Origin of the sequence: Bradyrhizobium sp. BTAi1 (assembly GCF_000015165.1) — a bacterium.
Classification (GTDB): domain Bacteria; phylum Pseudomonadota; class Alphaproteobacteria; order Rhizobiales; family Xanthobacteraceae; genus Bradyrhizobium; species Bradyrhizobium denitrificans.
In genome coordinates this window covers 5,496,185-5,519,431 of the sequence record NC_009485.1, presented here as the reverse complement: position 1 = coordinate 5,519,431, position 23,247 = coordinate 5,496,185, and the positions used below count along the sequence as shown (strand labels likewise).

The following is a 23,247-nucleotide window of genomic DNA, read 5'->3' as shown; positions in this document are numbered from 1 at the left end:
CCGGACTGCGTCAGCAAGGCTCCTTCGACAATGCCAATGCAGCGCTACGCCAGGGCCGTGCTGTCGCGGGCGATGATGGCAAAGCGGTCGGACAGCTCGGCCAGCGCGACGTCGTGCACCAGGGCGGCCGCAAGCATGCCGCCGCGGCCGTCGGGCAGATCCCGCGTCGCGCAGCTGTCGGCGTCGATGGTGACGCGGTAGCCGAGATCGAGTGCGGCGCGCGCGGTCGACGACACGCACATATGCGTCATGAAACCGGCGAGCAGCAGGTTCTTGCGGCCCGAGGCGGACAGCCGCGCCGACAGATCAGTGCCGGCAAACGCATTCGGCAGCGTCTTCTCGATGACCGGCTCGTCGGCGCGCGGCGCCAGCGCATCGACGATCGCGCCGCGCGGGGCGGTGCGGTCGAACAGGCCGCCCTCGCGGCCCTGATGGGCGATATGAAACACCTGCGCGCCGGCCGCCCTTGCGCGGGCCAGCAGCCGCGCCGCGCAGGCGATCGCGGGCTCGGCGCCGGGCAGGGCGAGCGGCCCGTCGCGGTACTCGTTCTGGATATCGATCAGCACGAGGCAGGACTCGGCGAGGGACGGCAGGCTGAGGTCGGCGCCGGCGAGCTCGAGCAGGGTCTTGGGGGCGGTCATGGATATCGTCTCCGGGGAGCGGTTGGCATCATCCTAGGCCGGGGCGCGCCTGCAGCAACGCAGGATCATGCAGCCGATGGCTGCGGATTTGCAGGTAGGCCGCAAGGCGTGTTACGGCTCCTGGATGAACTGGGACGATCTGCGCATCATCGCGGCGGTGCGCGACGCCGGCAGTTATGCTGGCGCCGGCGGCCGGCTGCGCATCGACGAGACGACGGTCGGGCGACGGCTGTCACGCATCGAGGCCGCGCTCGGCGTGCGCCTGTTCGAAGCCGTGGATGGCGCACGGCGCCCAACCGCGGCCTGCACAACGGTGCTGGCGCATGTCGATGCGATGGCCGGTCATGCCGCGGCGATCGCGCGGAGTGCGGCGGATCAGTCGGGACCGAGCGGCCGGTTCCGGATTGCCACGACCGCAGCGGTTGCAGAGAACGTGCTGGCGCCGCGCCTGGCATCGCTGCTCGCGGCTCATCCCGGTCTGCTGCTGCATCTTCTGACCGCCAGCCAGAATGTCAGCTTCTCGCGCTGGCAGGCGGATTTCGCGATCCGGCTGCGCAAGCCGGAGAAGGGCGATTTCACCATCACCCGGCTCGGCACCATCGCGCTCTTTCTGATCGAGCCTGCCGGCGCCGCGCCGAGCTTCGTCTGCGCCTATCCGGACGATCTCGACGGCATCCCGGAGCAGCAGGTCCTGAAACAGCGCGGGCTGTTCGCTGCGGCCCGCTGCGTCACCGACAATGTCCGCGTGATGTCGGAGCTGCTGCGGAGTGGCCACGCCGCTGCCGTGCTGCCTGAACATGCCTGCCGCGATCTGCTCGCCGATCAATCATTGCGCGTGACACAGCTGCCGCGTCGGCGCGATGTCTGGCTGCTGGTGCAGACCCATCTGAAGCGCGATGCGGCGGCGCGGATCGTGATTGGCTGGCTGCGCGAGTGTCTTGCAGCGTATCAGGCGCGGGATTGAGGCCTGCTCAAGGTCGACGGCGACGGCGACGTCGGTCGCGGTGCGCGGCGTGTCAGGCGGCGTCGCGTGGCACGATCTTCTTGTAGTTCTGGGTCTGCTCCGCCTTCGAGAGGTCGTGGGCGGTCTGCAGGTTCATCCAGAAGCGCGGGTCGTCGCCGAAATAGCGGCCGGGCCGGATGGCGGTATCGGCCGCGTGACATCGCGGGTGCCGCGCATGATCTCGGTGATTCGGCAGGCAAAGAAAAAGGGCGCAGCTTGCGCTACGCCCTTCCTGTCTCAGAGAGGAACAGACCTTAGAAGTCCATGCCGCCCATGCCGCCGCCCGGAGGCATCGCGGGGCCGCCAGCGTTCTTCTTCGGCAGCTCGGCGACCATCGCCTCGGTGGTGATCAAGAGGCTCGCCACGGAGGCGGCGTTCTGGATCGCGGTGCGCACGACCTTGGTCGGGTCGATGATGCCCTTGGACACCATGTTCACGTAGTCACCGGTCTGCGAGTCGAAGCCGTACGCATACTGCTCCTTCTCGAGGATCTTGCCGACGATGACCGAACCGTCCTCGCCCGCGTTGATCGCGATCTGGCGGGCCGGAGCGGAGAGCGCCTTGCGGACGATCTCGACACCGGTCTTCTGGTCCTCGTTCTTGGTGCGCAGGCCCTTGAGCTGCTCGGAAGCACGGAGCAGGGCGACGCCGCCGCCCGGCAGGATGCCTTCCTCGACAGCCGCGCGGGTCGCATGCATCGCGTCATCCACGCGATCCTTGCGCTCCTTGACCTCGACCTCGGTCGCGCCGCCGACGCGGATCACCGCGACGCCGCCGGCGAGCTTGGCGAGACGCTCTTGCAGCTTCTCACGGTCGTAGTCCGAGGTGGTCTCCTCGATCTGCGCCTTGATCTGGGCCACGCGCGCCTCGATGTCGGCCTTCTTGCCGGCGCCGTTGACGATCGTGGTGTTCTCCTTGTCGATCATCACCTTCTTGGCACGGCCGAGCATCGAGAGGTTGACGTTCTCGAGCTTGATGCCGAGGTCTTCCGAGATCGCCTGGCCGCCGGTCAGGATCGCGATGTCCTGCAGCATGGCCTTGCGGCGATCGCCGAAGCCCGGAGCCTTGACGGCCGCGACCTTCAGGCCGCCACGCAGGCGGTTGACGACGAGCGTGGCCAGAGCCTCGCCCTCGACGTCCTCAGCGACGATCACCAGCGGCTTGCCGGTCTGCACCACGGCCTCGAGCAGCGGCAGCAGTTCGTTCAGCGACGACAGCTTCTTTTCGTTGATGAGGATGTAGGCGTCGTCCATCTCAACGCGCATCTTGTCGGCGTTGGTGACGAAGTAGGGCGAGATGTAGCCGCGATCGAACTGCATGCCCTCGACGACGTCGAGCTCGGTCTCGAGCGACTTGGCTTCCTCGACCGTGATCACGCCCTCATTGCCGACCTTCTTCATGGCGTCGGCGAGGAACTTGCCGATCTCGGAGTCGCCGTTGGCGGAGATGGTGCCGACCTGGGCGATCTCGTCGTTCGACGTGACCTTCTTCGAGTTCTTGACGAGGTCGGCCACGACCGCCTCGACCGCGAGGTCGATGCCGCGCTTCAGATCCATCGGGTTCATGCCGGCGGCAACGGCCTTGGCGCCCTCGCGGACGATGGCCTGGGCCAGCACGGTCGCGGTGGTGGTGCCGTCGCCGGCCGCGTCAGCGGACTTCGAGGCGACCTCGCGCACCATCTGTGCGCCCATGTTCTCGAACTTGTCGTCGAGCTCGATCTCCTTGGCGACGGTGACGCCGTCCTTGGTGATGCGCGGCGCGCCGAACGACTTGTCGAGGACGACGTTGCGGCCCTTCGGACCGAGCGTGACCTTCACGGCATTGGCGAGAATGTCCACGCCGCGCAGCATGCGGTCGCGGGCTTCGACGCCGAACTTTACGTCTTTCGCTGACATATTGGGTTTCCCTGGGTTGAACTTTGCTCCTCGTCCTGAGGAGCCTGCCATGGTCGATTGAACCTTGGGCAGGCGTCTCGAAGGACGAGATGGGGAGGTGGTCGAGGCCTCATCCTTCGAGACGCCGGCTGCGCCGGCTCCTCAGGATGAGGGGCAACAGCGCTTAGGCGGCCTTCTTCTTCGACGCGGTGTCGGTGAGCACGCCCATGATGTCGCTTTCCTTCATGATGAGCAGCTCCTGGCCGTCGATCTTGACCTCGGTGCCCGACCACTTGCCGAACAGCACGCGATCACCGACCTGGACGTCGAGCGGGACCAGCTTGCCGCTCTCGTCGCGGGCGCCCGGGCCCACCGCGATCACTTCGCCCTGCGAGGGCTTTTCCTTGGCCGAGTCGGGGATGATGATGCCGCCAGCGGTCTTCTCTTCGGCGTCGATGCGCTTGACCACGACGCGGTCGTGAAGCGGACGGAAAGCCATACAGTCCTCCTAAGCTATTGAGGCGATTGTCAGTTTCTGGAATTTTGGCAGTCGCTGCCGGCGAGTGCCAGCACGCCGGCTGGATTTAGGGGAGAGTTGGGGGCCGGGCAAGGGTGTGTAGCAGAAAAATTAGCAGTCAACTGCGCGCTCTGCCAAAGCGTTCCGATAGCGTTAACAGGGCCGGAACAGATCGTGAAACCCCGTATTAGCACCCGGGCTAAGTCGCTGCTAATGCAGCATTTTTCAACATGCCGTTAAACATTTAAGCTTGAGATGGATTGAGAACATGCGTCACATTTCGAAGCAGTGAGCGCATCTTTGCCGGGTGGCTCCATCCCGGTTGGCCACACGGACATGCGCTCCAGAAACGGAGGTTGGCATGGTGTCGAGGGTTGAGGTTTCCGAGGACTTTCGGAAACAGGTCTTGGGTTACGGGCTGACGACCGCGCAGATCCTGTATCGGATGCCGGACCATCGCTCGCTGTTGCAGACCTATGTCTGGCAGAACTACGACCTGTTTCCGAAATTTCCGGCGCTGCAGGATTTCCTGGCGTTCTGGCAGGAGAAGATCGAGGGCCCGCTGTACTCGGTCACGGTGGCGCATTCCAAGCTGATCAAGCCCGCCGAGCTGCGCGCCGTCGACGGCGTGTTCCGGCTGAATTGAGCTGACAGCCGATCAGACGCCACAACCGCCGTTGTCATTCCGGGGCGCGCGCAACGACGAGCCCGGAATCCATCGCGCGGCAACACGTGCGAAGGAATGGATTCCGGGCTCGTCGCTGCGCGCCGCCCCGGAATGACGACCTCTTGCGGAGCTCCTGCGGAGTTCTTCCAACTGTGATAGCCTCAGAGCGAGGAACGCAGGGGAGCGCCATGGCCAAGAAGAGCCGGACCACCAAGTCAGCATCACGCGCCGCCGCGAAGGCCGCGCCGCGCAAGACCGCAAAGACCAAGCCGACTGCAAAAGCCGCAGCCAAGACGCTCGCGAAGCCGGGCCGGGCGGCGTCGTCGGCGCGCAAGGCGCTTGCCAGCCAGGGACGGCCGGCGCCGGCACCGCGGCGGCCGAAGCAGAAGGTCGCGATCAGCCATCTCAACGAGGCGGACTTCAAGGCCGACGGCCTGCGCGCCTATGCGCATTACCGCGATCTCGGCATTGCGGCGGCCACCCATGGCCTGGCGCGGGCGCATGTCATCCGCATGCTGCCGCCGTGCAACCCGCAGGAGGTCTCGAAGCTGCACACCCATGCCGTCGACTTCCAGATGGTCTACGTGCTCAAGGGATGGGTGAAGAGCTATCTTGAAGGCGTTGGCGAGACGCTGATGAAGGAGGGCAGCTGCTGGACGCAGCCGCCGAAGATCCGGCACATGATCCTCGATTATTCCGACGACGTTGAGCTGCTGGAGGTTATCCTGCCGGCCGACTTCAAAACGGTCGAACTTACGACGTAAAGCCGACAGAAACGGATGGAAACAATTCGCGCGCGATGGACGGCGGTCGCATCGCACGTGTGTTGACGTCCCGCTCGACCGGGCGGGATGGGCTCAGGGCAGATGTGTGCGCATGCCGCATTCGCCTGTGGGCTTGTCCGGGGCATGTCCATTCCGTTGCCGCCGCTTGTGTCCAGATTTCGTCAGGCTGCGATTTTCAGCTCGGCGGCCGGCCGGCCGGGCCCCGCCCGCGTCGCGGGCGCCAGCACGGGGCTGGGCCACCGTGAGGATATCGACTGGCTGCGCGCGATCGCGGTGCTCGCCGTGGTCGGCTTCCATTTCGAGGCGCCGGCGATCTTCGGCGGCTTCGTCGGCGTCGACATCTTCTTCGTCATCTCCGGCTATCTGATCACGGGAATCATTTCGGCCGAGATCGTAAGCGGCCAATTCTCGTTCGCCCGCTTCTACGAGCGCCGCGCACGGCGGCTGCTGCCCGCCCTCTATGTGATGGTCGCATGTGCTGCGATTCCGGCGTCGCACGAGCTGCTCAGCTCCGAACGCGCCGAGTTCTTCGAGTCTGCCGCCGCCGTCGTCACCTTCACCTCGAACGTCTTCTTCTGGCTGCGGTCCGGCTATTTCGACCATGCGGCGGTCGAGAAGCCGCTGCTGCACACCTGGTCGCTCGCGGTCGAGGAGCAGTTCTATCTGGTGCTTCCGGTCGTCGTCTGGGGGGTGCGGCTGCTGGCGCAGGGGCGCAGGCTGGTGCTGCCTGGGGTCCTGGCGCTGTTCGCCGCGGGGTCGTTTGCGCTCGGCTTGCTCTTGTTGCGTAACGGCGCATTTGCGAGCGCTTTCTTTCTCAGCCCGCCGCGGGCGTGGGAATTCCTGCTCGGCAGCCTGCTGGCCGTGTCGCGCCTTCCTGCGCCACCGCCAGGCGTGGTGCAGCGCGCGGCGCGCGGGCTGTCGCTCATCCTGATGGCGATCCCGATTCTGGCGTTGCGTCCCGGGCCAGGCTCTCCCGGCCTCAACGCACTCGCGCCCTGTCTCGGCGCGGCGCTGTTTCTGTGGAGTGGGACTGGCGTGGCCAACGTGCCGCGCCACCGGATGTCACCGCTCAAATGGGCGGCGTTCGTCGGCCGCATCTCTTACTCGCTGTATCTCTGGCACTGGCCGCTGTTTGCGTTCGCGCGCTTCGCCAAGCCCGGCCTCGCGCTCGACGGCTGGGAGCGGGCGGGCCTGTTCGTGCTGACGGTGGCCGTGGCCACGCTGTCCTGGCGCTATGTCGAGCAGCCGTTCCGGACTCGTCAGCTCGGAGCCACGCCGCGCGCCGCCTTCAGCCTTGCGGCGCTGGCGAGCCTGCTGCTGCTGGCGGGCAGCGGCGTGGGGCTGCTGGGTAGTGGTGCGGTGTCTGAGGCCGACCGCGCCGCGCAGCGCTTCGATGCCTATAACAGCTACGACATGAAGCCGGTCTATCGCTATGGCGCGTGCTTCACGACGCCGGATGGGCGGGTCGCCGAGGACTGCCTGCGTCCTGTCTCGGGCAAGACCAACATACTGCTGTGGGGCGACAGCTTCGCTGCGCATTATTTTCACGGCCTCAGAGCTCACCTTGATCCGAAGACGGTCCATATCATGCAGGCGAGCCAGCCCACCTGCATGCCGACCTTCAGCGCCGAGACTCAGGGCGTCGGCGTGTGCCGGGCGTTCGCGGTTCAGATGGGCGAATATTTCGCGCAGGCACGACCTGACCTGGTCGTGATGTCGGCGGATTGGCTCGAGAATGCCCGGCCGCCGCGCTTCGCGGGTATGGTGCGGGACCTCCGGCGAACCATCGGGCGTCTGCGCGAAGCTGGCATTCCGGTGGTTCTGTTCGGTCCTTCCGTGCAGTTCCGGGCGCGGCTGCCATCGATGCTGGCGCGCGCCACGCTGCGCGGCGTGACACCGGAGTCCGCGGCGTTCGTCCGCTCGGACATCTTCGCGCTGGACGCGGCGATGCAGGCGGCATTGCCGCCGCGAGAGGGACTATCCTACGTGTCGATCCTGTCAGCCATCTGCGAGGACCGGCGCTGTCCGCTTACGGCCAGCAACGTCCCGCTGTCCTTCGACCATGCGCATCTGACGGCCGAGGGCTCGGAGCATGTGATGGCTGCGGTGGCGCCACGCCTGTTGCCTGACACGACCGACTTCAGCTCACGTGAGCAGGCCCGCGAGCGCTCCGATCAGGCAGGTGATAGCGGAACCCGAGACGATTGATTGGAAGGCGAACACATCGTTGGCGCTGGGGCCATCGTGCTCGAGTGTCACGCATCGATCGCGACAAAGCACGATATCCGCGCAACCGGGCGGTTACCAATCGGATAATTTCAACCGCTGTCACAGGGCACGACACCAATTTTGCGAAAGTATTCCGCGCTAGGTCAATCCTGTCAGAATGCGGGGAAGCTTTCATGGCGACGAACACGTTTGGCCGACGCGGTGTCGTGGCATCGCCCCCAAGAGCCGCGTTTCAGCCCGTCGCCGCGCCGATTGCTCCAGCCGCCGTGACCGATCGCGATGCGTCCGATGAGGAAACGCTGTTTCGCGGCAACAAGCTTCTGGCCGATATTCCTTTCGTCACCATCAGCCTGATTGTCGTTCTGCTCCTGATCTTCGCGCTGCAACGCCGTCTGGCGATCGACGTTGCGCCGGACGGTTCGCTCGATGTCCGCTCGCTGATTGCGTATGGCGCATCCAGCTACGACTTGATCGTTGGACGGGGAGAGTGGTGGCGGATCGGCCTTGCGCCGCTTCTGCATGGCAGCGAGGGGCACCTGATCGGCAATTGCGTCGCGCTGTTCATCGTCGGCGTCAGGCTGGAGTCGCTGATCGGCCGGGGCTGGTTTTCGCTGATCTTTGTGGCCAGCGCGCTGGCCGGGACGGTGGGCTCGCTCTCGGGCAATGCTCCCGGCATCGTCAGCGTCGGCGCGTCCGGCGCCATTACCGGGCTCATCGCCGCGCTGTTCGTCGCGAGCTTCGATCCCGAAGCGGACGCCGATCAGACGATGTCGAGACTGAAGACGTCGCTGTTCTTCGGCGTTCCTGCCTTGCTGCCGTTGGCCTTTGGCGCCTCCGGCAATGTCGACTATTTTGCCCATGCGGGTGGGGCGCTGGCCGGCGGCGCGCTTGCCGTCATGCCGTGGCTCGTCTTCTGGTCCTATGACAGCCTGCCGCGGCGCTGCAGCATGACCCTGCTCGCCGGATGCGCTGTCTGTCTCGTGTGCGCCGGTTTCGCCGCTGCGCATTATTCGTTCTATATGGCCGATGCCCAGAATTACATCCGCGCGTCGGAGCTGCCGGCGAATGGCAGCGAGATCACCAGGCGGTCTCTCGATCTCGTCACCCGCTATCCGAAGGATCCGCGAAGTCATTTGTTCCGTGCGATCTACTTCATGGACAAAGGCAGCTTCGCATCCGCCGAGACGGCAGCGCGCGCCGCGATATCGCTCTCGGCGTCGGATGTGGCGGGCGGGCCGGTGCGTTCCGGGGCGTCGGCCCTGATGGCCCTGGCACTGTACGCGCAGGGACGGGACAAGGAGGCGAAGGCTCTGGCAGCGGAGTCGTGCCGTGCCCAGCTCGGCGACATGCGTCGGATCCTGAAGAAAACCAAGCTGTGCGCTTGACCGGACCGTGGAGCTTTCGAGCATGATCCGCAAAATTGGGAGCCGGTCTTCCGAAACGATCATGCTCCAACAACGAGATAAGATGTGGATGCGTTTTCGTGGAAGCGCATGGTGATCCGGAGCAACCTTGTTTGTCGCTGATGCCTCTCTGAATTGCGCCAGCTGTCGCTCGTCCGTCCCTGACGGACACGCGGTTGCGCATGCCATCGCGGGCGAAGAGGTGCGTTGCTACGTCAACACCCCCACGATCGCCCCCATCAAGCATGTCGTCAGCGTGCCTGAGACGATCGATTTCAGGCCGAGCGCGTTGATCTCGTCGCGCCGCGTCGGCGCCATGGTGCCGAGGCCGCCGATCATGATGCCGAGGCTGGCGAAGTTGGCGAAACCGCACATCGCATAGAGCATGATCAGCCGTGCGCGTGGATCGAGCGCCGCGGCGTCGAGCTTGGACAGCTCGACATAGGCGATCAGCTCGTTGAGTACCGTCTTGGTGCCCATCAGGCTGCCGGCGGTGACGGCCTCTGACCATGGCAGGCCCATCAGCCAGCACACCGGCGCCATCACCAGGCCGAGCAGCCGCTGCAGCGAGATGGCGGCGCCGCCGATCGCGGGCAAGAGCGACAGGATGGCATTGGCGAGATGCACCATCGCCACCAGCACCAGCAGCAGCGCGATGATGTTCATCAGCAGCTCGAGCCCGGCGCCGGTGCCCTTGACGATGGCGTCCATAGTCGAGGAGGCCTGCATGTCGGGATCGCCGAGCGCGCCACCGGTCAGCTGCTTCGAGGTTTCCGGCACCATGATCAGGCTGATCAGGATCGACGCCGGTGCGCCGAGCACCGAGGCGATAACGAAATGCGCGGCGGCGTCCGGGATGAGCGGCGCCAGCAACGTCGCGTACAGCACCAGCACGGTGCCGGCGATTCCGGCCATGCCGCCGGTCATGACCAGAAACAATTCGCTGCGCGTCATCTGCGCCAGATAAGGGCGGATGAACAGCGGCGCCTCGACCATGCCGAGAAAGACGTTGGCCGCCGTGGAGAGGCCAACGGCGCCGCCGACGCCGAGCGTGCGCTCCAGCAGCCAGGCCATGCCGCGCACCAGCGGCGGCAGCACCCGCCAATAGAACAGCAGGGTCGTCAGCACGCTCATGACCAGCACGATCGGCAGCGCCTGGAAGGCGAGCACGAAGTCGGCGCCGGGTGCCTTCAGATCGAAGGGCAGGGCGCCGCCGCCGACATAGCCGAATACGAACGAGGTGCCGGCGCGCGAGGCCTGCGAGATCGCACCGACGGCGTCGTTGATGGCGCCGAAGGCGCGGGCCACCGCGGGCACCTTCAGCAGGACGACTGCGGTGAGGATCGTCACCATCAGTCCCAGCGCGGCCTGCTTCAGCGACACCGCGCGACGGTTCTCGCCGAGCGCCCAGGCGATCGCGAGCAGCGCGACGATTCCGAACGCCGATTGCAGCTGAAGCATCAAATCCCCCAAACCACCTGGTGAATTATGAGCGCAGGGAACCGCTCCGCGCAACGCCATGCCGCCATGCGGGACTTGCGATTGACAAGCATCTGGGCCTGCGTCACGCAGGCCCATCATGTCGACCACCGTCCCGATCGGCGCGCGCGATCTGTTGAAGCAAAGCGCGTTCCTGTTCTTCCTGTCGTCCCGCAGCCTGTCGCGCTTCGCGAGCCAGATCGCGGCGGTGGCGATCGGCTGGCAGATCTACGATCTGACGGGACGGGCCTTCGATCTCGGCATGGTCGGGCTGATCCAATTCCTGCCCACGGCATTGCTCGTTTTCGTCGCCGGCAGCGCCGCCGATCGTTTTCAGCGCAAGCGCGTGGTGCAGCTCTGCCAGCTCGCTGAGGCGCTCACCGCGCTTTATCTGTGCTGGGGGGCCTCCGCCGGCCAGCTCGGCGAAATCCAGCTGTTCGCAGCCACCTTCGTGCTCGGCATCGCCGGGGCATTCGAGAGCCCGGCGACCGCGGCGCTGCTGCCGCTGATCGCGCCGGAAGGCACGTTGCAGCGGGCGAGCGCGCTGTCGAGCGGTGCAGCGCAGCTCGCGACCATCGCCGGCCCTGCCATCGGCGGCTTCGCCTATGCGGTCGCGCCCGGACTGCCCTATGGCGTCATGATGCTGTTCTGGCTCGCCGGCATGGCGCTGACCGGCCTGATGCAGGTGCCGGACGACGTGCCGGCCGAGCGCCTCGATGGCAGCAAGGATGACCTGTTCGCCGGCGTCCGCTTCATCCGCGCCAACCCGGCGATCCTCGGCACCATCTCGCTCGACCTGTTTGCGGTGCTGCTCGGCGGCGTCACGGCGCTGCTGCCGATCTATGCGCGGGACATTCTCGACACCGGGCCGTTCGGCCTCGGCGTGCTGCGCGCGGCGCCCGCGGTCGGCGCGCTGGCGATGACGGCTGTGCTGGCGCGCTATACGATCAGGCGGCGTGTCGGCCTGCGCATGTTCCAGGCCGTGATCGTGTTCGGTGCCGCCACGGTCGTGTTCGCCCTGTCGCATGTGATGTGGGTGTCGGTCCTCGCACTCGCCGTTCTCGGCGCCGCCGACACGATCAGCGTCGTCATCCGCTTCTCGCTGGTGCAGCTCGCCACGCCGAACGAGATGCGCGGCCGGGTCGGCGCGGTGAACTTCCTGTTCATCAACGCCTCCAACCAGCTCGGCCAGTTCGAGAGCGGCGTCACCGCCGCGCTGTTCGGCGCCATGCCCGCCGCCGTGCTCGGCGGCCTCGGCACCATCGCGATCGCGCTGTTGTGGATGAAGCTGTTTCCAACGCTGCGCAAGGTCGAGCGGCTGGAGTAGCACTCGTAGATGGGGTAACGGGCCGACCACCCGAGCGGCACGCTCACTCCGGCGCTATTTGGGAGCGCGTTCGCGTGCCGCTCGGGCGGTCGGCCCGTTACCCCATCTACAAAGCTGTCACCCCCGTCCGACGAACGGCATCTTGGTGGCCATCACGGTGATGAACAGGACGTTGGCGCTGAGCGGCAGGCCGGCCATGTAGGCGACGGCATCGCCGACGGCCTTCACGTCCATGCGCGGCTCCGGCATCATGCGGCCGTCCGGCTGCAGCACGCCGCCGACCATGCGCTCGGTCATCGGTGTCTCGGCATTGCCGATGTCGATCTGGCCGACCGCGATGTCATAGGCACGGCCGTCGAGATTCGACGCTTTCGTCAGGCCGGTGATGGCGTGCTTGGTCGAGGTGTAGGGCGAGGAGAACGGCCGCGGCGCATGCGCCGAGATCGAACCATTGTTGATGATGCGACCGCCACGCGGCGACTGGTCCTTCATGATGCGGAAGGCGTGCTGCGTGCACAGGAACGGCGCGGTGAGGTTGGTCGCGACCACCGACTGCCACTGCTCCATCGTGAGATCCTCGAACGGGACCGGCGGCGCGCCCATGCCGGCATTGTTGAACAGAACGTCGAGTCGGCCATAGGTCGACTTGACCATGTCGAACAGCGCCGCGATCGAGGCGGGGTCCATCATGTCGGCGGAGACGGGCAGGCTCATGCCAGCCGGGCCGAGCTTGGCGGTCTCCTCCAGCATCTCCTTGCGGCGGCCGGCCAGCACCACGGTGAAGCCGGAATTCATCAGCGCCAGCGATGCGGCGCGGCCGACACCCGTGCCTGCGCCCGTCACCAGCGCGATCTTCTTTGCCGCTTCAGCCATGTTTCCTCACCTTCAGTTTTCACGTTTTGCAGTTTTGAGCGTTGTGCCGCGTCAGTGCTTCACTTCGCTCTGAGTCTTATAGGGCGGCCGCGGAATGTTGTTATGCGCAGCGCGCAGGGCCGCCGACCAGCGCGAGCGGAGGTCATGGAAATAGGGCTCACCGGCCTCGATGCGATGGTTGAGGTCGGCCTCGCAGGCGTCGGCGCGCACCACCAGCACGTCGATCGGCAGGCCGACGCCGAGATTGGAGCGCATCGTCGAATCCATCGAGATCAGGCCGGTCTTCAGCGCCTCGTAGAGTTCGACATCGTAATGCATGGCGCGGTCGAGCACCGGCTTGCCGTATTTGTGCTCGCCGATCTGCAAATACGGCGTGTCGGTGGTGCATTCGATGAAGTTGCCGGCGGTGTAGACCATGAACAGCCGCATCCGCGAGCCCTTGATCTGGCCGCCGAACAGGAAGGAGACATCGAAGGAGATGTCCTCGGCCTTCAGGGCCGGACCTTCGGTCGCGTGCACCATGCGGATCGCCTTGCCGATGCGCTGCGCGGCCTGGAACATGGTCGGCGCGTTCATCAGCGTCTCGACCTCGCCGGTTTCGGGGTCTTCCATGCCTTCGGTCAGGGTCGATAGCACGGACTGGCTGATGGCGAGATTGCCGGCGCTGGCGACCGCCACGATGCGCTCGCCGGGATTGGAGAAGATGTGCAGCTTGCGGAAGGTCGAGACATTGTCGAGACCGGCATTGGTTCGGGTGTCCGCGATCATGACGAGCCCGTCACGCACCAGAATTCCGCAGCAATAGGTCATCGTCAGTCCCCCGAGCCAGAGCGCGAATTAGTAGCGAAATTCGGTCGAACGTCCAACCCTGCAATGCCGTAGCCCGCATGAGCGGCAGCCGGCGCCCGGCAGGGCGCGGGCGGGAGCGATATCCGGGGTCTGACGTGCTGTCTTGGCGAACCCGCATGTCGCTTCGCTCATGCGGGCTCCGAGAGCCGTCCCGGATTTCAGGACTGCCGCTGCGACTGCGATTGCGACTGCCCGCCGCGGCCGACCTGCTCGACCTTCACCTTCACGGTCAGCGTCTCGGTCCCGCCGCCGTAACGGGTGCCGCGCACCGGCGTCGCGCCGAGATAATCCAGCCCGATCGCCACCCGAACGTGGGCGTCGGTGGTGCAGATGCAGTTCGCGGCGTCGAAACCCACCCAGCCGAGATTCGGCACATAGGCTTCGGCCCAGGCGTGGCCAGCTTCCTGATGCACTGCACCATCGGAGCGCAGGAAGTGGCCTGACACGAAGCGGGCCGGGATGCCCGCGGCGCGTGCGCTGGCAATGAAGATGTGGGCGTAATCCTGGCAGACGCCCCGCTTCAAGGCAAAAGCCTCGGCTGCCGAAGTGCCGCTGTGGGTCGGGTCTTCGTCGAAGGTCATGTGCTCATAGACCTGCGTCATCAGGGTGTGCAGGAAGCCGAGCGCGTCGCTCTCGGATTCCGCGCGCAGGTCGCGCACCACGGCAGCCATGGCGGCATTGGCCGCCGTCAGCGGGGTGGTTCGCAGGAAGAAGCCGGGCGGAAACCGCTCATCCGCGCCTTTCAGCACACCGCCGGTGTCGTGCGTCTCGACCAGGCCTTCGGCGGTGATCGTGAGGTCCTGCAGCGCGCCATGGGTGATCACATGGGTCACGTTGCCGAACGCGTCCTCGTGCATATCGAGCCGGGAATCGGTCGACACATCGATCTGCCACTCCGCCACATATTGGCCGTCATGGCTGCCGGGCGTCATGCGGATGATCTGGATGGCGCCAGTCGCCGCCGGCTCGTAGCGGTAAGTGGTGGAATGGGAGATACGCAGGCGCATGGCGGTCGACCGGTTTTCGTCAGTGTGCTGTCCGCGGTAGCTCGTTTCAACTCTCCCTGAAAGGGGGAGAAGGGTCCTCAAGCGGAGGGATTGGTGCCAAGCCCGGGGCCGTGGTGTTGCGGACACAGCTCGGCAGCACGCCTTTTCGTCTTTCTGGCGGCAGAGCCCAGGGCTCGGCCGTACAGCGGCTCAGATCAGATATTGCTTGGTGATGATCTCCCCCAGCCGCGAATTGTCGCCGATGAACTCCTGGATGAACTCGTGGACGCCGCGCTGGAAGATGTCGTCCATGTTGGAATGCTCCAGCCGGTTGCGGACGCCGCGGGCATGGCGCTGCGCCGCCCCCTGGCGGCCATAAGCGACGCCGATCTGGTCGAGGTTGCGCACGAGGTTGCCGTAGCAGCTGGCGAGTGAGCGCGGCAGCGTGTCGTTGAGGATCAGGAGGTCCGCGATCAGCCAGGGTTTCAGCGTCTCGCGATACACCCAATGATAGGCGGTGAGCGCCGAGACCGAGCGCAGGATCGAGGTCCATTGGTAATAGTCCAGCGGGCCGCCGACATGTTCCTCCTCGGGCAGCAGCACGTGATATTTCACGTCGAGAATGCGCGCGGTGTTGTCGGCGCGCTCCAGATGCAGCCCGAGCCGCGAGAACCAATAGGCGTCGTTGCGCAGCATGGTGCGGTAGGCCGAGCCGTCGAAGCGCAGCGAGGTCTCCTGCACGAAGCGCAGGAAGCGCGCCAGCTCCTCGCGCGTCTTGGTGCCCTTGCTCCATACCTCCTGAAGCTCGATCCAGGAGCCGTTCAGGGTGTCCCACATCTCGGAGGTGAGCGCCGTGCGCACCGAGCGGGCATTGAGGCGCGCAGCCTCGATGCAGTTCTTGATCGAGGACGGGTTGGACTGGTTGAAGGACAGATATTCGATGACGTTCTGCTCGTTGGCCTCGGCATAGACCTCGTAGAAGCTGACATTGACGCCGGCGGTCATCAGCGCCGATTCCCACTCATTGGTCTTGCCGATATAGGCCGCGGGAAGGGCGGTGACGCGCAGGGTGGCGTCGATGGTGCGGGCGAGATACTCGGCGCGCTCGACATAGCGGGCCAGCCAGTACAGGTTTTCGGCGGTGCGCGAGAGCATGGGCAATCTACAAGGTGCGGAGTGAAGCTGCCCCGGCGACGGGGAAGGCAGGCACAGATCCGGGGAATCGTGTGGTCGAGCGTTTGCGACGAACGCGCCTGCGGCCGTCCTTCGCGACGCACGCCTGCGGCGTGCTCCTCAGGACGAGGGCTGCAGGTGAAGCGGGATCCGAGGCCCTCATGGTGAGCAGCGCCGCTTGCGGCGCGTCTCGAACCATGAGGCCCTGGTGCGTGTTCTCCGCCGCGGGCCGGAAGAGGTGAGAGCGAGCTGGCGGCTCCACGCGCGCAAACCGACACTCACTCATCCAGCACCCATGTGTCCTTGGTGCCGCCGCCCTGGCTGGAATTCACCACCAGCGATCCCTCCTTCAGCGCCACGCGGGTCAGGCCGCCAGGCACGATGGTGGTGCGGTCGCGCCCGGTCAAAACGAACGGACGCAGATCGACATGCCGCGGCGCAAGCCCGGAGGTGACGCAGGTCGGGCAGGTGGACAATGCGAGCGTCGGCTGGGCGATGAAGCCCTCCGGCTCGCGCTTCAGCTTGTCGCGGAACGCCTCGATCGTGGCCTTGGTCGCGGCCGGTCCGATCAGCATGCCGTAGCCGCCGGAGCCGTGCACCTCCTTGACGACGAGCTCGCCGAGATGGTCGAGCACGTAGGACAAATCCTGCGGCTCGCGGCAGCGCCAGGTCTGGACGTTCTTCAGGATCGGCTCCTCGTCCAGGTAGAACTTCACGATGTCCGGCATGTAGGAATAGATCGCCTTGTCGTCGGCGATGCCGGTGCCCACCGCATTGGCGAGCGTGACGTTGCCGGCGGCATAGGCCGACATCAGGCCGGGCACGCCCAGCGCCGAATCCGGCCGGAAGGTGAGAGGATCGAGGAAGTCGTCGTCGACGCGGCGATAGATCACGTCGACCCGCTTCAGGCCCTCCGTCGTCCGCATGAAAACCTCCTCGTTCTTGACGATGAGGTCGCGGCCCTCGACCAGTTCGATGCCGAGCTTGTCGGCCAGGAACGAGTGCTCGTAATAGGCGGAATTATAGATGCCGGGCGTCATCAGCGCGACCGTCGGCTCGGCCGAGGCGCTGAGCGGCGCCACCGAGCGCAGCGCCGACAACAATTCGTCCGGATAACGCTCGACCGGGGCGACGCGGTGGCGCGCGAACAGGTCCGGAAACAGCCGCATCATGATCTCGCGGTTTTCCAGCATGTAGGACACGCCCGAGGGCGTGCGCGCGTTGTCCTCGAGCACGATGAAGTCGTTGGCGTCGACGCGGACGATATCGATGCCGGCGATGTGGACATAGACGTCGTGTGGCACGTCCTGGCCGTTCATCTCCGGACGGAATACCGGGTTCTGGAAGATCAGGTCGTCCGGCACGACATCGGCGCGCAGGATGTCGCGGCCGTGATAGATATCGCGCAGGAACATGTTCAGCGCCTTGACGCGCTGCTTCAGCCCCTTCTCCAGCAGCGCCCATTCCTTGCCGGAGAGGATCCGCGGGATGACGTCGAACGGGATCAGCCGCTCCTGCGCCTCCGCTTCGCCATAGACGGCGAAGGTGATGCCGATTCGGCGGAACAACAGCTCCGCTTCATGGCGGCGATATTCCAGCGCCTCCGGTGGCGTTTCCTTCAGCCACCGCGACAGCTCCTGATAGGCCTGACGGACGTCGCCGCCCGGCTCGTTCATTTCGTCGAACGCAACTGCCATAGATGCCCGTGTGTCCCAGCTTCGTCATACACTGCATGACTCTGCATGATGGTAGCAAGGGCTGGGCCAGCGCGATATGCATTCTCCTGCGGCATTTCGTGGGGTGCCGGGAAGCCTGCCTTAAAAACCGGCTGCATGATGCTCAAATCCGCGGCATAAGCCGCGACGTTACGGATGACATTGGCTTCGGCGCGGGCCAAAAGAGACGTCAGATGCGAGGAGAAACCATGAGCGAGATCGTCACCGCGGGGTTGCTGGTCATCGGCGACGAAATCCTGTCCGGCCGGACCAAGGACAAGAATATCGGCTTCATCGCCGAATACCTGACCAATCTCGGCATCGACCTGAAGGAGGTGCGGGTCGTCGCCGACGAGGAGCCGGAGATCATCGCAGCCCTCGACGCACTGCGGCACCGCTACACCTATGTGTTCACCACTGGCGGCATCGGCCCGACCCATGACGACATCACCGCGGACGCGATCGCCAAGGCGTTCGGCGTCGGCATCGACCATCATCCCGAGGTCGTGGCGCGATTCCGCGAGCGCTGGAGCGAGCAGGACCTCAACGAGGCACGGCTGCGCATGGCGCGCATTCCCGACGGCGCCGAGCTGATCCAGAGCGCGACCATCCTGGCGCCGGGCTTCAAGCTCGGCAATGTCATCGTCATGGCCGGCGTGCCCTCCATCATGCAGGCGATGATGGACATCGTCGCGCCGAAGCTGAAATCGGGCGTGCGCATGCTGTCGGAGACCGTGCGCGCCAATGCGCGCGAGGGCGACATCGGCGGCCCCTTGCGCGAGATCGCCAAGGCGCATCCCGACACCATCATCGGCAGCTATCCGTTCATCGACGAGGACCAGAAGCCGAACACGCATCTGGTGGTGCGCTCGCGCGACCAGGACAAGCTGTCGGCGGCGATGGCGGCGGTGAAGGAGATGCTCGCCGGGCTCAACGTGACGCGCTAAGCAGAAGGCGGCTTCGAGAACAGACGGACCAGACGAGATGGCGGACAAGACGTTGACGGCAGAGGAGCGGGCGGGGCGGGCCTTCCCGGTGTCCTGGGACCAGTTCCACCGCGATTGCCGGGCGCTGACCTGGCGGCTGAACGATGCCGGTCCGTTCGCCGCGATCATCGCCATCACCCGCGGCGGGCTGGTGCCGGCGGCGATCGTCGCGCGAGAGCTCGGCATCCGCGTGATCGACACGGTCGGCATCGCCAGCTACGACCACACCCGCCAGGGCGAGCTGAACATCCTCAAGGCCATCTCCGAGGATACGCTCAAGCTCGGCAGCGGCACCGGCAAGGGGCTCCTGATCGTCGACGACCTCGTCGACACCGGCAAGACCGCTCAGCTGGTGCGCGAAATGCTGCCTGACGCCCATTTCGCCACCGTCTACGCCAAGCCCAAGGGCCGGCCGCTGGTCGACACCTTCATCACCGAAGTGTCGCAGGACACCTGGATCTTCTTCCCCTGGGACACCGCGCTGTCCTTCGCGCCGCCGCTGCGCGACGGGGCGGCGTGATGAGGGGGGAATAGGGAGTAGGGAGCAGCGAACAGGGGGGCGGGAGGGCGGCCGAATCATGGGTTGCTCGCCATTTGCCGCTCCGCAGCCGCAGGCGGAGGAGCCGATGCCTCTGCAGAACCGTGTCACGCCGACAGGCGAGATTGTCGCCACGCCGCACCGCGGCCTGTTCACTGGCAATCGCGGCATCATCCATGATCCCGCGACGAGGACGTTGTTGCGGAAGCGCTGGTCGAGCCAAGCATGGCTGGTCTGCCTGTGCGATTTCCGCGGCCGCCGCCGCGAGGTGATGGCGACGCAGAGCTGGACCGAACTGTTCTTCCTCGACGAGGCCACGGCCCTGGCCGGCGGACATCGGCCATGCTTCTATTGCCGCCGCGATGACGCCAACCGGTTTCGTGCGGCGTGGCAGCAGGGCAATGCTGTCAGCGGTGTTCGCGCCGCCGACATCGACAGGGTGCTGCATCGCGAGCGGCTCGACCATGGCCGCAAGCGGCTGCACCCGCTGACGGTGCCGGTGGCCGATCTGCCTGACGGCACGATGGTGCAGGCGGGCGAGGAGAGTCTGCTGATCGTTGCGGGCCGCAGCCGGCCATGGTCCTTCGCCGGCTACGGCGACCCCCGCGACGACGTGACGGCAGTGTGTCTGCTGACCCCTCCGTCGACGCTTCGCGCGCTGCAAGCCGGCTATCGCCCGGTGCTCCATCCGAGCGCTTAAGCCCCGTGGCCCCAATCAGCGGACGCCTGCGCCCGCAAGGCGAAGGCGGCAGCGACATCCGGATTCTGCGACATGGCGCATCAGACCCCGCATGTCGCTGGCGTCGTCGCGCATGCGGCGCGCCAGCTGTCGCTCCTGCGGGCTACGGACTACGACGGCCGAGGGACTGCGCGGCCCTCGCGTCACCATGCGTAGCGCACGACGCCCTTGCCGGCGTAGCTGCGGGTCACGTCCGAGAACTCGCCTTCGAAGCTTGCTGCGGCTGACCAGCCGTTTCTCCACTTCATTTCCGCGGCGACCGTCGTCAGCGCCGAGTTCTGCGCCAGCCGCGCGCCGTTGACGACGAAGGATGCGCCGGGGAGTGTCTGGAACGTGGCTCCGACCGAACGGCTGGGATTGAAGTCATAGGCCCAGGCGAAGCGGCTGCGCAGCGTGAACACGCCGTCCGTCAGCGCATAGGCCTTGTCGGTGCGAACACCCAGCTCCGACCTCGTATCGGTCAAGCTCTGCGATCCGAAACGGAGCGCGAAAGTGTTGGCGCCGGCGACCGCGCTCTCGGCATAGCCCGGCAGGTTGAAGGTGGTGAACTGCGCGGCGGCGTAGGGCGTGATGCCGAACCCCATCCATGGCGAGATGAAGCGATAGCCGCCTTCGAGCCGGCCGGCGAAGGTGTTGGCATCAAAATTGGCTCGCAACTGATCGACGCCAGCCACCGTCACCGTGCGGTTGGTGGTGACGTTCTGCCATCCATAGGCCAGTGCCCCCGAAACATAGCCTGCGCCGATCATGTGCCTGACGAAGGCGCCGGCCTGGAACAGGTCGGAGCGCCCGCTGCCGCCATTGGCGACGTTGAATGTGGTGCCGCCGCCCGCCAGCGAAAAGCCGGCGATCGTGAAAGGCGAGAAGCGATAGTCGGCGCCGACGGCCGTGCCGTAGATGTTGCTGGTCGTGTTGTTGGAGCCGAGCGCGGTGTTGCCGTCGGTGCTCTGCGAGCCGCCGAAGCCGGCCGCCCACACGCTCCAGTTCGGCCTTGCCACCGGCGCGGCCGGCGCCTTGGTATAGATCGCCGCCAGGGCGTCGTTCGGATTGCGCTTGGTCGCATAAGCGAGCGCTTCTTCGGCATAGCCGATCGCGCCGGCGGGCGCAGAGCCCTGGTCGCCGCGGCCGCCGAGGAACGGATCGGTCATGATGCCCATGAACTGGGTCATCGCAGTAAAGGTCGTCTGCTGCGAGCCGGTCGAGGTCTCGCCCGAGATCTGTGTCAGCCCCGTCGGAGTCAAGCCGGTGAATACGACCGGAATGCTGCCGTTCCTGTTGAAATAGTTGGTGAGCGCGTTGCTGACGTTCTGCTGGTTGATGCTGCCCGACGCCGTGTTCATCGTGAGGTCGATGAACGCATTGTTGCTGTCATAGCTCAGCGTGGAGGAGAAGCCTGCCGGCAGGTTGGTGTTGGTCACGCCGCTGAAGGTGCCGCTGACGCCGCCGGTCGCGGTGAGAATGGTGTACTTCTTGGAGATGTAGGTGCCGTTGGCGTAGTTCGCAGTGACCGCAGCGCCGGTAAGATTGGCGGTGCCGGTGATCTGGGCAAGTGAGGCGGTCGTCGGGTTGAGCTGCACCAGATAGACCGCACCCGACTGGAATGCGAGGTTTCCGGTGATTGCCATGGACGAGGCCGGGTTGCCATTGCCGGGCGTGAAAGTGCCGGCGATCGTCACATTGGCGCCGGTCACGGCGCCGTCGCCGCTCAGCGTGCCGAAGGTCTTGTTGAAACCGTTGAGATCCAGCGTGCCGCCGGACAGCACGCTGAAGACGGTGCTGGCGCCGAATGCGTTCGCCGTACCCGCGCGCAGCGTACCGCCGATGACGTTGGTCTCGCCGGTGTAGGTGTTGGTGCCCGACAGCAGCAGGATGCCGCCGCCCGCTTTTACCAAGGTGCCGGCGGAAGCGCCGTTGGAGACAATGCCTTGCAGCGTGGTCGTGGTCGCTGAGGTCACATCGATCGTCGACAGGCCGGCAATCTTGAAGTCGCGACCATTGGCGAGGGTGGTCGTGCCAGTGACCGCTAGCGTGCCGCCATTGGAAATGATCACGTCATTGGCAACGTTGCCGAGGTTCGCGGTGGCGCCGATCGAAACAGTGCCTGCGCTGATGTTGACGTTGCCGGTGAAGGTGTTGGTCGCTGACAGCACCAAGGTGCCGGCGCCGGTCTTGTTGATGGCGGTGTTGACGCCGCCGGTCGTCAGTCCGGTGCCGCCGATGGAGTCGCCATAGGTCACGCTGCCGCCGGACACGCCGATATTGGCCGTCACGCCGCTCAGGAAGATGCCGGCGCCCTGCGCTGCGCCTGCCGCTGCTGAAAATCCATTGATGGCGCTTGGCCCGATCCCGATGCCGGGGGTGCCGGCGGCGCCACCGGCGACGGTGTTGCCGGAAATCGGCGAATCGAGAATCGTCAGCGTACCGCCGGTGGCGACGTAGATGGCGCCGCCATTGGCGGCGCCGCCATTGCCGCCGGCGCCGCCGTCGGAGCCGGGCCCGGGGCCGCCCGCGCCGCTGGCATTCGTCGCGCCGTCGCCGCCGCTGCCGCCGTTGCCGCCGTTGGCGTTGCCGCTGCCGCCGGGATTGTTGTTGGTGTAGGTGGTGCTGTTGGTGGTGCCGGAGCCGCCGCCGCCGCCGCCGCCGTCACCGAGCGAGGCGCCCGCGGTGCCGGCCGTGCCTTGTCCGCCGGCATGTCCGCCGGTGCCGCCCGCGCCGCCGCCGCCGCTGGCGCCGCCATTGTTGGCGGCGCCGCCCGCGCCACCATTGCCGCCATTGACCGGGTCAGCCGCCGCGTTCTGAGCGCTGCCGCCGTTGCCTCCATGGCCGCCGGTGGCGCTGTTGCTGGTAAAGGTCACCGCGGCAATCGTGACGTTGGCGCCGCTGCCGACCAGCAGGCCGCCGCCTGCACCGAGACCGCCGCCGCCGCCGCCGCCGGAGCCATAGGCCAAGCCGCCGCTATAGTAACCGTTCTGGCCATTCTGGCCGTTGCCGCCGATCGCAGCGGTGTTGGTGATCGACAGGCTGGAGATATTCACGGTCGGCGCATTGGCACCGTTGACGACGATGCCCTGAAACGAGGAGGCGCCGTTGATCGTCTGGCCATTGCCGGTGATGTTCACCGTGACGTTGCTATTGGCGGCTTGCAGTTGCGCAAGCGAGCTGGACAGGGTGAAGCCGCTGGTGATGTTGATTGTCACGGTCGAGTTGGCGCCTGCGGCTGCGACCGCCGCCACTGCCGTATTCCAGTCGGCCTGATTGGCGACGTCGATCGCCAGGGCCTGGGTGCTCAGAAACGTGCCTGCAAGGAGGAAAGAGAGCGCGAGCCAGCGCCGCGGCTTTGAATTCGGCACAGCAAAGTTCGTTCTCGCAAAGCAAGTCATCCCCATCCCCAGCAATGAAGGCAAGTGAAATCAGAAGCCGATTCGAGCGGCAGGCTTGGCCGCGACTACACCAAACAGTAGCA

General features: G+C 65.9%; 19 protein-coding genes. 9 read left to right on the top strand and 10 right to left on the bottom strand.

What is annotated here, in order from left to right; all coding sequences use genetic code 11:
* Positions 1 to 44 precede the first annotated feature (44 nt).
* The gene (locus tag BBTA_RS24735) at positions 45 to 641 is read right to left on the bottom strand and encodes a cysteine hydrolase family protein (RefSeq protein ID WP_012045237.1); all 597 of its coding nucleotides are present in this window, start codon (positions 639 to 641) and stop codon (positions 45 to 47) included.
* 124 nt (positions 642 to 765) lie between these two features.
* On the opposite strand from BBTA_RS24735, the gene BBTA_RS24730 reads away from it, so the two are divergent.
* Complete coding sequence (locus tag BBTA_RS24730) at positions 766 to 1,605, top strand: LysR family transcriptional regulator (RefSeq protein WP_012045236.1); 840 nt, start codon at positions 766 to 768, stop codon at positions 1,603 to 1,605.
* A 293-nt stretch (positions 1,606 to 1,898) separates the two neighbouring features.
* Here BBTA_RS24730 and groL read toward each other — a convergent pair whose 3' ends face one another.
* The gene (groL, locus tag BBTA_RS24720; protein WP_012045235.1) at positions 1,899 to 3,539 is read right to left on the bottom strand and encodes a chaperonin GroEL; all 1,641 of its coding nucleotides are present in this window, start codon (positions 3,537 to 3,539) and stop codon (positions 1,899 to 1,901) included.
* 163 nt (positions 3,540 to 3,702) lie between these two features.
* Complete coding sequence (gene groES, locus BBTA_RS24715) at positions 3,703 to 4,017, bottom strand: co-chaperone GroES (protein ID WP_008966485.1); 315 nt, start codon at positions 4,015 to 4,017, stop codon at positions 3,703 to 3,705.
* A gap of 379 nt (positions 4,018 to 4,396) precedes the next feature.
* Between groES and BBTA_RS24710 the strand changes: the two genes are divergently transcribed.
* The 4 genes from BBTA_RS24710 to BBTA_RS24695 all read left to right on the top strand — a co-directional run bounded on the left by BBTA_RS24710 (position 4,397) and on the right by BBTA_RS24695 (position 9,101).
* A complete protein-coding gene (locus BBTA_RS24710) occupies positions 4,397 to 4,681 on the top strand; it encodes an usg protein (RefSeq protein WP_012045234.1) in 285 nt (94 codons plus the stop codon).
* Positions 4,682 to 4,890: 209 nt separating this feature from the next.
* The gene (locus BBTA_RS24705; RefSeq protein ID WP_012045233.1) at positions 4,891 to 5,466 is read left to right on the top strand and encodes a cupin domain-containing protein; all 576 of its coding nucleotides are present in this window, start codon (positions 4,891 to 4,893) and stop codon (positions 5,464 to 5,466) included.
* Positions 5,467 to 5,634: 168 nt separating this feature from the next.
* The gene (locus tag BBTA_RS24700; RefSeq protein WP_305727950.1) at positions 5,635 to 7,695 is read left to right on the top strand and encodes an acyltransferase family protein; all 2,061 of its coding nucleotides are present in this window, start codon (positions 5,635 to 5,637) and stop codon (positions 7,693 to 7,695) included.
* Between the two features lie 194 nt (positions 7,696 to 7,889).
* On the top strand, positions 7,890 to 9,101 hold the full coding sequence (locus BBTA_RS24695) for a rhomboid family intramembrane serine protease (protein ID WP_083780702.1): 1,212 nt from the start codon (positions 7,890 to 7,892) through the stop codon (positions 9,099 to 9,101).
* Between the two features lie 228 nt (positions 9,102 to 9,329).
* On the opposite strand, the gene BBTA_RS24690 is transcribed toward BBTA_RS24695, so the two are convergent.
* Entirely contained in the window at positions 9,330 to 10,580 is a 1,251-nt protein-coding gene (locus BBTA_RS24690) for a NupC/NupG family nucleoside CNT transporter (protein ID WP_012045230.1), read from the bottom strand.
* A 118-nt stretch (positions 10,581 to 10,698) separates the two neighbouring features.
* On the opposite strand from BBTA_RS24690, the gene BBTA_RS24685 reads away from it, so the two are divergent.
* Complete coding sequence (locus BBTA_RS24685) at positions 10,699 to 11,925, top strand: MFS transporter (protein WP_012045229.1); 1,227 nt, start codon at positions 10,699 to 10,701, stop codon at positions 11,923 to 11,925.
* 117 nt (positions 11,926 to 12,042) lie between these two features.
* Here the strand turns inward: BBTA_RS24685 and BBTA_RS24680 are convergent, their stop codons facing one another.
* The 5 genes from BBTA_RS24680 to BBTA_RS24660 all read right to left on the bottom strand — a co-directional run bounded on the left by BBTA_RS24680 (position 12,043) and on the right by BBTA_RS24660 (position 17,503).
* Entirely contained in the window at positions 12,043 to 12,798 is a 756-nt protein-coding gene (locus BBTA_RS24680; protein ID WP_012045228.1) for an SDR family oxidoreductase, read from the bottom strand.
* 51 nt (positions 12,799 to 12,849) lie between these two features.
* Positions 12,850 to 13,608, bottom strand: a complete 759-nt coding sequence (locus BBTA_RS24675; protein ID WP_012045227.1) for a proteasome-type protease — start codon at positions 13,606 to 13,608, stop codon at positions 12,850 to 12,852.
* Between the two features lie 197 nt (positions 13,609 to 13,805).
* Positions 13,806 to 14,654: a transglutaminase family protein gene (locus tag BBTA_RS24670; protein ID WP_012045226.1), complete on the bottom strand. Its 849-nt coding sequence runs from the start codon at positions 14,652 to 14,654 to the stop codon at positions 13,806 to 13,808.
* 189 nt (positions 14,655 to 14,843) lie between these two features.
* On the bottom strand, positions 14,844 to 15,788 hold the full coding sequence (locus BBTA_RS24665) for an alpha-E domain-containing protein (protein WP_012045225.1): 945 nt from the start codon (positions 15,786 to 15,788) through the stop codon (positions 14,844 to 14,846).
* Positions 15,789 to 16,084: 296 nt separating this feature from the next.
* On the bottom strand, positions 16,085 to 17,503 hold the full coding sequence (locus BBTA_RS24660) for a circularly permuted type 2 ATP-grasp protein (RefSeq protein ID WP_012045224.1): 1,419 nt from the start codon (positions 17,501 to 17,503) through the stop codon (positions 16,085 to 16,087).
* A gap of 227 nt (positions 17,504 to 17,730) precedes the next feature.
* Here BBTA_RS24660 and BBTA_RS24655 point away from each other — a divergent pair, with 227 nt between their 5' ends.
* From BBTA_RS24655 to BBTA_RS24645, 3 genes are all read left to right on the top strand, one after another.
* A complete protein-coding gene (locus BBTA_RS24655) occupies positions 17,731 to 18,468 on the top strand; it encodes a molybdopterin-binding protein (RefSeq protein ID WP_012045223.1) in 738 nt (245 codons plus the stop codon).
* A gap of 37 nt (positions 18,469 to 18,505) precedes the next feature.
* Complete coding sequence (gene gpt / locus BBTA_RS24650; RefSeq protein WP_012045222.1) at positions 18,506 to 19,027, top strand: xanthine phosphoribosyltransferase; 522 nt, start codon at positions 18,506 to 18,508, stop codon at positions 19,025 to 19,027.
* A gap of 106 nt (positions 19,028 to 19,133) precedes the next feature.
* Positions 19,134 to 19,745 (top strand): hypothetical protein, encoded by a 612-nt coding sequence (locus tag BBTA_RS24645; RefSeq protein ID WP_012045221.1) that lies wholly within the window; start codon positions 19,134 to 19,136, stop codon positions 19,743 to 19,745.
* A gap of 182 nt (positions 19,746 to 19,927) precedes the next feature.
* Here BBTA_RS24645 and BBTA_RS41745 read toward each other — a convergent pair whose 3' ends face one another.
* Positions 19,928 to 23,134, bottom strand: coding sequence for an autotransporter domain-containing protein (locus BBTA_RS41745; RefSeq protein ID WP_305727949.1), 3,207 nt, complete (start codon positions 23,132 to 23,134; stop codon positions 19,928 to 19,930).
* Positions 23,135 to 23,247: the final 113 nt, after the last annotated feature.